Annotated in this window: 11 protein-coding genes; 6 read left to right on the top strand and 5 right to left on the bottom strand. The window is 56.0% G+C overall.

The features are described from left to right. Positions 1–6: 6 nt before the first annotated feature. The gene (locus WG31_RS04920; RefSeq protein WP_063353831.1) at positions 7–2,292 is read right to left on the bottom strand and encodes an RNA degradosome polyphosphate kinase; all 2,286 of its coding nucleotides are present in this window, start codon (positions 2,290–2,292) and stop codon (positions 7–9) included. Positions 2,293–2,453: 161 nt separating this feature from the next. Next, a complete protein-coding gene (locus tag WG31_RS04915) occupies positions 2,454–3,221 on the bottom strand; it encodes a P-loop NTPase family protein (protein WP_063353830.1) in 768 nt (255 codons plus the stop codon). Between the two features lie 111 nt (positions 3,222–3,332). On the opposite strand from WG31_RS04915, the gene purM reads away from it, so the two are divergent. The 6 genes from purM to WG31_RS04885 all read left to right on the top strand — a co-directional run bounded on the left by purM (position 3,333) and on the right by WG31_RS04885 (position 10,162). Continuing rightward, positions 3,333–4,415 carry a phosphoribosylformylglycinamidine cyclo-ligase gene (gene purM, locus WG31_RS04910; protein WP_063353829.1) on the top strand — a complete coding sequence of 361 codons (1,083 nt, stop codon included), beginning with the start codon at positions 3,333–3,335 and terminating at the stop codon, positions 4,413–4,415. Next, on the top strand, positions 4,412–5,035 hold the full coding sequence (gene purN / locus WG31_RS04905) for a phosphoribosylglycinamide formyltransferase (protein ID WP_063353828.1): 624 nt from the start codon (positions 4,412–4,414) through the stop codon (positions 5,033–5,035). Before purM ends, purN begins: the two co-directional genes overlap by 4 nt. A 44-nt stretch (positions 5,036–5,079) precedes the next feature. Then, the gene (locus WG31_RS04900; RefSeq protein WP_063353827.1) at positions 5,080–6,402 is read left to right on the top strand and encodes an RsmB/NOP family class I SAM-dependent RNA methyltransferase; all 1,323 of its coding nucleotides are present in this window, start codon (positions 5,080–5,082) and stop codon (positions 6,400–6,402) included. A gap of 73 nt (positions 6,403–6,475) precedes the next feature. Continuing rightward, the gene (gene rpe, locus WG31_RS04895; protein WP_063353826.1) at positions 6,476–7,153 is read left to right on the top strand and encodes a ribulose-phosphate 3-epimerase; all 678 of its coding nucleotides are present in this window, start codon (positions 6,476–6,478) and stop codon (positions 7,151–7,153) included. Between the two features lie 102 nt (positions 7,154–7,255). Next, entirely contained in the window at positions 7,256–9,043 is a 1,788-nt protein-coding gene (locus WG31_RS04890; RefSeq protein WP_063353825.1) for a heparinase II/III family protein, read from the top strand. 9 nt (positions 9,044–9,052) lie between these two features. Next, on the top strand, positions 9,053–10,162 hold the full coding sequence (locus WG31_RS04885; protein ID WP_063353824.1) for a glycosyltransferase family 4 protein: 1,110 nt from the start codon (positions 9,053–9,055) through the stop codon (positions 10,160–10,162). Positions 10,163–10,187: 25 nt separating this feature from the next. On the opposite strand, the gene WG31_RS04880 is transcribed toward WG31_RS04885, so the two are convergent. The 3 genes from WG31_RS04880 to coaE all read right to left on the bottom strand — a co-directional run bounded on the left by WG31_RS04880 (position 10,188) and on the right by coaE (position 12,124). Further along, a complete protein-coding gene (locus WG31_RS04880; protein WP_170315300.1) occupies positions 10,188–10,706 on the bottom strand; it encodes a hypothetical protein in 519 nt (172 codons plus the stop codon). A 159-nt stretch (positions 10,707–10,865) separates the two neighbouring features. Beyond that, entirely contained in the window at positions 10,866–11,540 is a 675-nt protein-coding gene (gene dnaQ / locus WG31_RS04875; protein WP_063353823.1) for a DNA polymerase III subunit epsilon, read from the bottom strand. Next, positions 11,537–12,124 (bottom strand): dephospho-CoA kinase, encoded by a 588-nt coding sequence (gene coaE / locus WG31_RS04870; RefSeq protein WP_063353822.1) that lies wholly within the window; start codon positions 12,122–12,124, stop codon positions 11,537–11,539. The genes dnaQ and coaE overlap by 4 nt, the downstream gene beginning before the upstream one ends. Between the last annotated feature and the right edge of the window lie 6 nt (positions 12,125–12,130).

The raw sequence follows: 12,130 nt of genomic DNA, 5'->3' as shown, positions 1-12,130 counted from the left end.
CAGACATCAATCTATCAGCAAGTCCTGTGAAGAGGTCAAAGACGCCGGGGCGCGGATTGGTGTGTCATGCGCGGCTGAGCCCCGACCGGAAAGTGAAGGATGTGTCATAAACCACTCATGTGCGGAAAAAGGCCGGTTTCCGGGGTTTACGCGCCGCCATTCTCCGTTCTGCTCCAGCATCCATGATTGTAGGGTATCACGAATGTTGGACACCATGATCTGCCCCAAAACCTGCGCATGCACCGTGGAGTTGGTAATGGGCACCATGCTTTCCACGCGCCAATCCATATTTCGCGTCATCCAATCTGCCGAGGAAATAAAGACCTTGGCATAGCGCGATGGCAGACGATGTTCGTTACCAAACACAAAAATGCGCGAATGTTCTAAAAAGCGCCCGACAATAGATTTAATGCGGATGTTTTCTGAAAGACCGGGAACTCCGGGGCGCAGGCAGCAAATGCCGCGCACAACGCCCACAATCTTCACCCCCGCGCAGGAAGCTTTGTACAGGCAATCAATCAGATCCGGGTCCACCAGCGCATTCATCTTCAACCAGATGCTGCCGGGCTTACCCGCTTTAACGTGATCAATTTCTTCCTGAATCAGTTCCTTCAACGTGCTGCGGATGGTGATGGGGGAAAAGGCAATTTTCTCCATCTGCGCAGGCATGGCGTAGCCTGTAACGTAATTGAACAGGCGTGCAGAATCCCGCGCCAATGCCGGATCACACGTAAAGAAGGAAAGATCTGTATAAATACGGGCCGTAATGGGGTGGTAGTTGCCTGTGCCAAAATGCGCGTAAGAGCGCACAAGCCCCCCTTCTCGCCGTACCACAAGGCTGAGCTTGGCGTGGGTTTTTAAATCCGCAAAGCCAAACACGACCTGCACACCCGCAGCTTCCAGCGCGCGGGAAAGGCGAATATTGGCTTCCTCATCAAATCGAGCGCGCAATTCCACCATGGCAGTAACGGATTTACCGGACTCCGCCGCCTCAATCAGCGCCTTTACAATGGGTGAATCGCGCGATGTGCGATACAGCGTCTGCTTGATAGCAATCACGTTGGGGTCCAGCGCTGCCTGCCGCAGAAACTGCACCACCACATCAAAACTTTCAAACGGGTGATGCACCAGCAAGTCCTTGGCGCGGATAGCGGCAAAGCAATCACCGTTAAAATCCCGGATACGCTCAGGAAAGCGCGGAGTATAGGGCGGGAACAACAGGTCTGGCCTGTCATCCACAATCATCTGCTTAAGATCCACCACGCCAATCATGCCGGAATGCACGGCAATTTCGTCGGGCGGCAAATCAAGATCCGAGGCAATGGCTTCTGCCAGTTCCGTCGGCACCCGCTTTTCCATATCCAGATGGATAACAACCCCACGGCGGCGGCGCTTTAGAGCCGTTTCGTAGGAGCGGACAAGGTCTTCCGCCTCATCTTCAAATTCCACGTCGGTATCGCGCACCACGCGCAACACACCGCTTTCACCCACTTCCAGACCATCAAACAGACGGTCAATAAACAGGGTAATCAGGTCTTCCAGACGGAAGAAGCGCACCTTTGGCGGGGTTGTCGCATCTGCTGCTGGGGCAGGAGATGGCAGGCGGATAAAACGCTCTATCTGCGCAGGCAGCAGAATAAGAGCGTTCATGGCGAACAGGCCCGTATCTGCGTAAAGCAGGCGCAAACCCAGTGCCAACCCCATATTGGGGATAAACGGCAGCGGATGCGCAGGGTCCACGGCAAGAGGTGTGAGAACCGGAAACACCCTGTCCATAAAGATTTTGGCCAGATGTTCCTGATCAGCCTCTGTCAGCGCATCTGGTTCGCACAGCTCTACGCCTGCTTCTGCCAACAGGCCGCGCAGTTCTGTCCAGATTCGCTGCTGTTCACGCAGCAGGCGGGCGCAGCGTTCGCGCACAGCCTCAAGCTGCTGGGCGGGGGTGCGGCCATCGGGGGAAAGTTTGGTTAACCCCTCACGCACCTGCCCGACAAGCCCGGCCACACGCACGGAATAGAATTCATCCAGATTGCTGGCGCTGATAGATAAAAAGCGCAGACGTTCCAGCAGGGGGTTGCGGGCGTTATCGGCCTCTTCCACCACGCGCTGGTTGAAATCCAGCCAAGACAGCTCGCGGTTGATAAACCGTTCCGGCATTTCCAGAGTGATCTTCCGCTCTGCCGTTTTTCTGCTCTGCCGAGGTGGGCGGGTAGAAGGTTTTCTGGGCGCTGCTTTTCGGGCTGGTGAACGAGCTTTTACAGGGGCCTGTTCTTTTTTATCCTGCGCCGTCACGTTTCTTCCTTTCCTTGTGCTGCATCATGCGCCCCGTTTCCCGCCTTGGGGCAAGCAAAGCTTTACGCAAACGTAGGCAGCGCGAAAAGTTCAGCTCATCAATCTGGTGATGATTGTCATAAAACTGAAACATCACAACAGGCTTATAGCGCATATGTTCACTATTCTTCGCGCGCCAGCAGGCTTTCCAGCACATTGGCGGCCAAGGCGCGTGTAATACGCCCGCCCGATTCTAATGCGGCTTGATCCAGCATGGCCACACAATCGCGCATGGCACTTGCCCGGCGCGGCAGGCGGCGCAACAGCCACTCCGTTACCTGTGCGCCCACCACAATCTGGCGTTCAGCCAATAGCCGCAGCAAAAGGCGGTGTAAAAGCCCTTCCTCCGCCGGGCCTAACGGCACAGAAGCCGTGGCTCGTAGCCTGCTTGCCAGATCTGGCAGCACAACCGGCCAACGCGCAGGCGGCCTCCGGGCGGCCATAAGCAAAGCCACCCGCCGTTCCCGCGCCAGATTGATAAGGTGCAGAAGATCTCGCTCATTGGGCACTTTATCTGCATTATCCAATGCAGCGGCCCGAAACCCGCCATCTTCAAACAGCATTGCGGCTTCATGCGTGTTCAGGCGGCTGCCTTCCATAATGGGGGCGCCATAACGGCCCGCCCAAATAGAAAGAAGGTGCGTTTTGCCCGTGCCACTTTCCCCCCAGAGGGCCATGCGGCCTTCTGGCCAACGCGCAGCGGCCTCGGCATCCAGCACCCATGCCCGTGCTGCGGCATTAGAGGGTGCCGCCACAAAGTCCGACCTTCCGAATCGGGGGCGATGCGCAAAGGGCAAGGCAATCTGTTCTGCCTCGGTGGCCTCATTTTGGCGCTTTTGCCCGCCCGAAGGCGCGTTTAAAGGGCTTTTTGTTTCATCAATCCGTGTCATGCCGCTTTGCGCGCCGCTTCTCCTGCCGTAAAGACTGTGCTCGAGCGGGAATCCTAACCCACCCTGTCCCGCACATCGACCCTTATTCTCATTCGGACCAAGAGCACGCGCATGACGTCTTCACCTAGCACCCCTTCCTCCGGCCTCACTTACCGTGATTCCGGCGTGGACATTGAAGCAGGCGAAGCCCTTGTTGACGCCATTCGCCCGGCGGCCAAAGCCACAGACCGCCCCGGCACAATGGGGGGCCTTGGCGGATTTGGCGCACTGTTTGATCTAAAGGCCGCAGGCTTTAAAGACCCCGTGCTTGTATCCTGCACAGATGGCGTAGGCACCAAGCTGACACTGGCTATTGATAATGACCTGCACGAAACCGTGGGGATTGATCTGGTAGCCATGTGCGTGAACGATCTGATTGTGCAGGGTGCGGAACCCCTGTTCTTTCTGGATTACTTCGCCACGGGCCGCCTGTCTGTTAACAGTGCGGCCAAGGTTGTGCGCGGCATTGCCACCGGGTGTGAACAGTCTGGCTGCGCGCTTGTAGGCGGTGAAACAGCAGAAATGCCCGGTATGTATGCCGATGGACATTATGATCTGGCTGGTTTTTCCGTTGGTGCGGCAGAACGCGGCGCGCTCCTGCCCGCTGGCATAGCAGAAGGTGATGCCCTTATTGCGCTGCCTTCTTCTGGCGTGCACTCCAACGGCTTTTCTTTAGTGCGGCGCATTGTGGCAGATGCCCATCTGGCATGGACAGACCCGGCAGCCTTTGCACCGGGTAAAAATCTGGGTGAAGCCTTTTTAGAACCCACACGCCTATATGTGCGCCCGGTTCTGGCGCTGCATAAAGCTGGCCTGCTGCATGGCGCTGCCCACATTACCGGCGGCGGCCTGCCCGGCAATCTGCCCCGCGTGCTGCCAAATGGCTTGGATGCGGTGATTGATCAGGAATGGCCCGTAGCACCTGTGTTCAAATGGCTGGCCCGCATCGGCAATGTGGATACAGAGGAAATGCTGCGCGTGTTCAACTGCGGTATCGGCATGATCCTGATTACGCCAGAACCCGATGCTGTTCTGGCCCGCCTGCATGATATGGGTGAACCGGCTGTGCGTATTGGGCATATTGCCAAAGCAGCTTCCCCTACTGCCAAGCCTGATCTGAAAATGCAGGCCATTCCGGATTTTCGCGCAGCATGAGCGTTGAAAAAACACCCATTGCCATTTTGATCAGTGGCCGGGGCAGCAATGCCACGGCCTTGATCCGTGCGTGTGAAGATCCTTCCTTTCCTGCCCGCATCTGCCTTGTTTTAAGCAACAACCCGGATGCACCGGGGCTGGAAATGGCAAAAAAAGCAGGCCTACGCACGCTGGCCATCAACCATCGTGATTTTGGTAAAGACCGTGAAGCGCATGAACGCGCCGTGCATGCTGCTTTAACGGCAGCAGGCGCTCAGGCCATCTGCCTTGCTGGCTATATGCGCTTGCTGACTCCGTTTTTAACCAGCGCATGGGCTGGCCGTATGCTGAACATCCACCCCAGCCTGCTGCCTGTATTCCCCGGCCTGCACACGCATGAACGTGCGCTGCAAGCAGGTGTGCGTGTGCATGGGTGCACCGTGCATCTGGTAACAGAAGGCATGGATGAAGGGCCTATTTTAGGCCAAGCTGCTGTGCCTGTTCTGCCGGATGATACCGCAGATACCCTTGGGGCTCGCGTTTTGCGGCAGGAACACCATCTTTACCCGCAAGTGCTCCGCCACTTTCTGCTTCAACGCCCTGCTTCTGCTCCGGCAGAGTGCGCCCTGCTTGTTGGCTAAGGCGCTTTTTCTTTTCTGTTTTCCTGAACGGTTCTGACAGTCTTATGAACACACCTGCACGCGCCCCCCGTTCTCCAAAGCGTGGAAAAGGCCGCCCTGCCCCTCCGCAGTCTGATCCTACGCGCGATATCGCTTTTGATATTCTGTGCGGCGTGGTGGAACACCGGCGTATGCTGGAAAACAGCCTGTCTCGCTCTGCCGAAGCACATAAGGCCGAACCACGAGACAGAGCCGCAGCGCACCGCTTGGCCGCAGCCACATTGCGCCATCTGGGCACACTGCGCACTGTGCTAGAACCGTTTTTACGCAAAGAACCACCCGAACCCGTACGCGTGGCGCTTATGATTGGCTGCGCGCAACTTCTATTTTTAGAAACACCTCCTCATGCTGCCGTTGGCACCACCGTTTCCCTCCTACGTCGGCGTAAGCTGGCCCCATTTGCCGGGTTGGCCAACGCCGTGCTGCGCAAGGTGGCGGCAGAAGGGCAAAACGTGTTGGAAGGTCTGGATCAGGCGCGGCTAAACATTCCTGCATGGCTATGGAGTTCATGGAGCGTGCTGGGCCGTGGTGTGCCCCGCGCGATAGCTGAAGGCATCAGCCACGAAGCCCCGCTGGATATTACCATGCGCCCCGGTGCCACAGCACCGGAAGGCGGTATTGTGCTACCCAATGGGTCTGTACGTTATCCGGCAGGCACCCGCGTTGCTGAACTAGCCGGGTATGAGGAAGGTGCTTTTTGGGTGCAGGATGCGGCAGCTACATTCCCTGCACGTTTGCTTAATGCGCAAGCAGGCGAAAAAGTGGCAGACCTGTGCGCAGCACCGGGCGGCAAAACTGCGCAGCTTGCTGCAACCGGCGCGCATGTCTCTGCCATTGAGAACAACCCCAACCGCATGGCTCGGCTAAAGGAAAATCTGGCACGCCTGGGCTTTACCAACGTTACCACCCTGCAAGCAGATGCTGGCACATGGCAGCCCGATGCCCCCCTTGATGCCATTTTGCTGGATGCCCCCTGCTCTGCCACGGGTACAGCACGCCGCCATCCAGATGTTTTGTGGGTGAAACGCCCGCGTGATCTCACAACGCTAACGGCTGGGCAGGATCGTTTGCTAGAAGCTGCCAAAAACATGCTGCGCCCCGGTGGCCGCCTGGTGTACGCCGTGTGCTCCTTGCAGCAGGAAGAAGGGCCAGACCGTGCCCGTGCAGCAGAAGCCATGGGGCTGGCGCCAGACCCGTTTACACCTGAAGAACTCGCCTTTCTACCAGAAGCCAGAACACCTGAGGGATGGCTGCGCACTCATCCCGGAATGTGGGCAGATAAAGGCAGCATGGATGGATTTTTTGCCGCCCGCTTTACCCGCGCATAACATTTGCAAAACTGTTTGAAAAAATAGCAAACATACTGTTGCGCATGGGCGTAGGATTGCCGATAAACAGGGTATGCGCCCTGTATCTTACCCCCTTATCGCTCCAAGTGTTCTCGCTGCCGATTTTACCCGGTTGGGAGAAGAAGTTTCAGCACTCAAGCAAGCTGGGGCGGATTGGGTGCATCTGGATGTCATGGATGGGCATTTTGTGCCCAACATTTCGTTCGGGCCAGGTGTGGTCAAGGCGCTCCGCCCCTGTTCCGACCTGCCATTTGATGTGCATCTGATGATTGCACCGGTAGATCCGTATCTGGAAGCCTTTGCACAAGCCGGGGCAGACCAGATTCTGATCCATATTGAAGCCGGGCCACATACTCACCGCTCCTTACAGCGTATTCGGGATCTAGGAGCCAAGCCGGGCATTGTGCTGTGCCCTGCAACACCGCCAGAAGCCATTGGTGAAGTGCTGGATCTGGTGGATATTGTTCTGGTTATGACTGTTAACCCCGGCTTTGGTGGGCAAAAGTTCCTGTCCAGCCAGCTTCCCAAAATTCGGCGTATTCGGGAAATGATCACCCAAAGCGGGCGTGATATCCGGCTGGCGGTAGATGGCGGCATAGATGCCTCAACCGCTCCTCTGGCCATAGATGCTGGCGCAGATGTGCTTATTGCTGGCAGCGCCGTATATGGAAAAAAAGATTATGCAGCCGCCATTGCTGCATTGCGCACACATGTTGCCAAGCCAAAATAAAGCCACATCCGGCAAATAAATCATTCTTCACATGAATATTCTGCCATAAACCGATCACACCTTAATTTTCTGCACCTGCCTTGATGGAGTTCTAAACTTCCAATGCCCCTGCGTCGCTGGACCCGCGGAGCCCGCCTTGCCTACGCCATGCGCAACCCGTTGGGAGGGTTTGCCCGCGTACCGGCAGCCCCTGCCGTTGCTTTACGGGATCTGTGGTCTGGAAACGCTGCTGGGGGTGAACGGCTTGTTCGCAACCAGACACTTTTTGAAGGCACCCAACGCCCTCTGATTGATGGGGAATGGGATAACTCCCAATGGCCAGAAGCCTATCGCCGCTGGTTGCAAGGCTTTACGTGGTTGCAGGATCTGCGCGAGCTGGGGGCTGAATCTGCCCGCATCAAGGCCCGCACATTGGTTGCCCAATGGATGGAGCAAACCCCGGCGGAGCGTCCTATTTCAGACCCATCCATAACTGGTGCCCGCTTGGCGGCTTGGCTTGGGTGTTACGAATTTTTTGCGGCCTCGGCAGATGATTCCTTCCGCCAGCAGCTTATGGCGTCGCTGATTATGGAAGCACGCTCCATAATGGCGCTGATGCCGGAGGAAACCACAGGCTGGCGTGCTCTTACGGCCCTTAAAGGGCTGTTGGCTGTTGCGGTTTCCCTACCTGATTATCCAGAATTTCTTACACGCTATCTGCGCTTGATTGACGCCACCATCAGCCAGCAGATTTTGCCCGATGGCGGCCACATTACCCGCTGCCCGGAAGACCTGTTGCAGTGCGTGCGCGAACTGGCAGAAATGCTATATATTTTACAGGTTGCCCGCGTACCCTTACCCACCAGCGTACTGGATGCCGCCAACCGCAGCGCCCCAGCCTTGCGGGCCATGCGGCATGGTGATGGCGGGTTGGCCCTCTTTAATGGCAGCAGTGAACAAAACCCGCAATTTATTGAACACGTGCTCAACCGCGCATCCCGCACGCGTGTTGTGGCGGCTGGCCTGCCAGAATCTGGCTTTGCCCGCCTGAACAATGGGCGTGCCTTGCTGATTGCTGATGCCGCCACGGTTGCCCCTGCGGGCTATGATAGCAGCGCGCATGCGGGCATGTTGTCCTTTGAATTTTCATCCGGCAGGCAACGGTTAATTGTCAATTGCGGCAGCAGCATCCAACGTGGTTGGGCAGAAGCCTTGCGCTACCCGGCTGCACATTCTGTTCTGGAACTGGCAGACCTTACCCCCATGCGGTTTGATGCCAATGGCGGTATCTCGCAAAAACCACAGGTCACACGCCAAATGTCTGTGCAAGACGGTGTGCATTGCCTGAGCATGACGCATGATGGCTACAAGCCCCAAGGCGGTGGCCTGTATTCTCGCAAGATTTATCTGGATAAAGACGGCACGGTTCTACAGGGCATAGAAAAGCTGGAAGATGTCAGCATTCCGGTGCCGCTTTGCATCCGCTTCCACTTGCACCCTGATGTAAGCATTGAGCAGGAAGAAGATGGCTACTTGCTACACACGCCGGAAGAAACATGGTTCTTCTGGTCTGACGCTGATATTGAAATAGAAGAAAGCGTTTATCTGGGGCAAGGACAGCACCAGCCTACACGGCAATTTGTGCTCACCCCGGCTGTAGCAGAACAGACTGCGGAAGAAGCACACGATCCTTTGGATACGCACCCCGCAGAAGAAGCTGCTTTACCTGCGGAAGCTATTTCCCCCATGGATCACACTCCAGAAGTACCAGAGGTGGGAACCGGTTTACTGGCAGAACCTTCGGGCCCCGATGCCAATGGCTTGGAAAACACGCTGCTACCACCGCCCCCGGTGCCGCAGGCTCCAAGCAAGCCACCTATCCGTTGGTCGCTCTCCCTCAAAAACGCGTAATGGGCTGACGTGAAGATTCTGGAAATCACAAACGTCGATTTTTCACTCACCCATTTTCTACTGCCCCTTATGCGAGAATTAAGGGCAGAAGGACATGAAGTGATAGGCGTTTGTGCGGATGGCCCTTTGCTTCAACACCCCAGAAACGAGGGGTTTCGGGTTGAAACACTGCCCTTTGCCCGTTCATTTTCTGTGCCCGCGCAACTTCGAGCCTTTTGGGCTCTTGTTCGGCTTATAAAAAAAGAAAAGCCGGATTTGGTGCATACACATATGCCTATCAGTGGCATTCTGGCGCGGGCGGCAGCCAAGTTATGTGGCGTGCCACGCATTGCCTATACGTGCCACGGTTTTTTATTCAACCAACCCGGCTCTCACCTACGGCGCGGATTAGCATTGGTGCTGGAAGTTCTATGCGGGCACATAACTGATGTTTATCTGACCGTCAGCCGTGAAGAAGCGCAGGATGCCAAACGCCTGCATGTTCACCCCCACCCCGTTGCAATTGGGAATGGGCGAGATCCAGCCCAGTTTCACCCAGATGCGCAAGCCAGAACACGTATCCGGGCAGAACTTGGCACATCCGCGCAAACGCCTGTAATTATTGTTGTCTCTCGCCTTGTGCGCCACAAAGGGTATCCAGAACTCCTGGCCGCCATGGAGCGCGTGCCAGATGCAGAATTATGGATTGTGGGGGAAAGACTGGCATCAGACCACGGTGCCAATATGGATGAATACCTTGCTAAAGCGCGAGCTGCACTTGGCCCGCGACTAAAATGCCTTGGTTATCGGGCTGATATTCCGGCTTTATTGGCCGCAGCAGATATTTTTGTGCTGCCCAGCCATTTTGAAGGCCTGCCTATGTCTATTATTGAAGCCATGTTGTGCGGATTGCCAGTTGTGGCCACTAATATTAGAGGCTCGCGCGAGCAGGTTGTGCCGCATGAAACAGGGCTACTTGTGCCCCCCGGCACTACGGCAGAACTGGCAGAAGCCCTTACAACGCTGGTGCAAAACCCAGCTTTATGCCAGCACATGGGTACTGCTGGGCTAAAACGTGCTCTACGCTTATTTGATGAAAAAACAATTCTACAAACCACCACACGCCTGCTGACACATTAAGCCACCAGGCGTGGGTGTAATGTATTTAGTGAGCTGACTTCTGGGCAACCGGCGCTGTTGTAATGGGTGTGCCTGTTTTATCCAGCAAATGAATTGTCAAACGCGAGGGTGATGCCGCAATACGGCCCCCAGAACGACATTCATCTAACCGGATGCGCACGCCGTCATTATTTTCCATCAGCAGGCCGCCAACACCACGGCCCACTGTGGCCTCACCCGAAAGCGCCCAGAATGTGCCTTCAAAGTCTTCAATACGCTGAAGGTTGTACACCTTGCCTACGCTGTGGCCAGAAGAATACCCAACAGCAATAGCGGAAGCACCCTTGATTTCAAACGGATACTGGCGGCCGCCATATGTCAGCACACCCCGGCCCCATGTATATCCTACACCCAGATCCGCCGAACGCGTATTAAATGTAACTGTTGCCGTAACCGGGCCAAGCATGGTTTCTGCGCCCGCAGGCATGAACCATGCTCCGCACAGCGCCAAGGCAGCAGCAAAATGGCGGGATGCAGAACGCATCAAAGGGCTCCCCGAATTCATTGAAACAACTTACCTTTTCCGTTGCGTAAAAAGCGGTGGAAACGGCTGACAAAACATTTTTGTACGTTTTGTCACGTTTTGTAGAATCAAGGATGGCATACCCACCCGCCCCTGCAAAGCCCTTTTCGCAAGATTTCACTACACGGTTTCAATGTGCGGTCAGTGTTCCCAAATCGGCTCTTTCAGGCCCGCAACAAATGCCACATGTGCAGCCAGCTCTTGCGGTGTTGGCTGCACACGCACAACCTTACGGTTCACCGGGCCTTCATACATCACAGAAGGCAGTTGCCCATCTTCCGCCATCAGCCCAAGACCGTGCTGGCGGCCCCCCATAAGCTCCACATACACATCAGCCAGCAGTTTGCAGTCCAGCAGCGCGTTATGGGTGGTTCGGGCAGAAAGATCTACGCCAAAACGGCGGCACAAGGCATCCAAACTGTTGGGCATGCCGGGAAAGCGCTCACGCGCCATATCCAGCGTATCCACCATGCGATCCAAACCCAGCGTTTTTTTGCCTGCGCGTTTGAGCTCCGCATTCATAAAACCAAAGTCAAACCGGGCATTGTGCGCAATGAGTGGGTCATCCCCCACAAAGGCCAGGAAGTCATCCGCCACTTCAGCAAATTTGGGTTTGCCTTCCAGATCCGCCCGCGTAAAGCCATGCACGCGGGAAGCCTCCTCCGGCACATCGCGCTCCGGGTCTATAAGCTTATGAAAAGTGCGCCCTGTTGGCAGGTCTCCTACCAATTCAAGGGCTGCAATTTCAATCACCCGGTCTCCCGTTGCCGGGTCTAGCCCTGTGGTTTCTGTATCAAACAGAATGGATCTTTTCATGCCCTTAGGCTCCTGATGAACTGGCGCACTTGCCGTTCTGTTTCTCGCATACTGCCGCCGGTGCGAATAACCTTGCCCGCTTGGCGCACGCGTTGGGCATCTGGCATTTGCCGAGCAATCAATTTGCAAGCCTCGGCTGGAGGCATCCCGCGCCTTTTGGCCACACGGCGTGCTTGTACCCAATGTGGGGCAGATACCACCAAAACATCATCGCATTCTCGCTGAGCGCCTGTTTCATAAAGCAGTGGAATATCCAGCACCACACAGCGCGCCCCACGCAAACGCTGTGCACGCAAAAACTTTGCCCGTGCAGCCCGCACCATAGGGTGAATAATCTGCTCCAGTTTTTTGAGCAGCGCCGGTTCTTTTATAACGGCTTGCCGCAATACGGCTCTATCCAAATGCCCGTTCTGCACAGCATGCGGCACCAGTTGGGCGATAGCTGGCAAGGCTGCCCCATGATCTGCCTGCAATTGGCGCACTTCGGCATCTGCATCAAACACCGGCAAGCCTGCATGCCGCAACAACGTGGCTACAGTGCTTTTGCCCATGCCCATACCGCCGGTAAGGCCCAGAATTTTCATGCCCTT

The organism is Acetobacter oryzifermentans, from assembly GCF_001628715.1.
In the GTDB taxonomy this organism is placed as follows: Bacteria; Pseudomonadota; Alphaproteobacteria; order Acetobacterales; family Acetobacteraceae; genus Acetobacter; species Acetobacter oryzifermentans.
The sequence above is the reverse complement of the archived record's forward strand: the minus strand, read 5'-3'. Positions and strand labels throughout refer to the sequence as shown.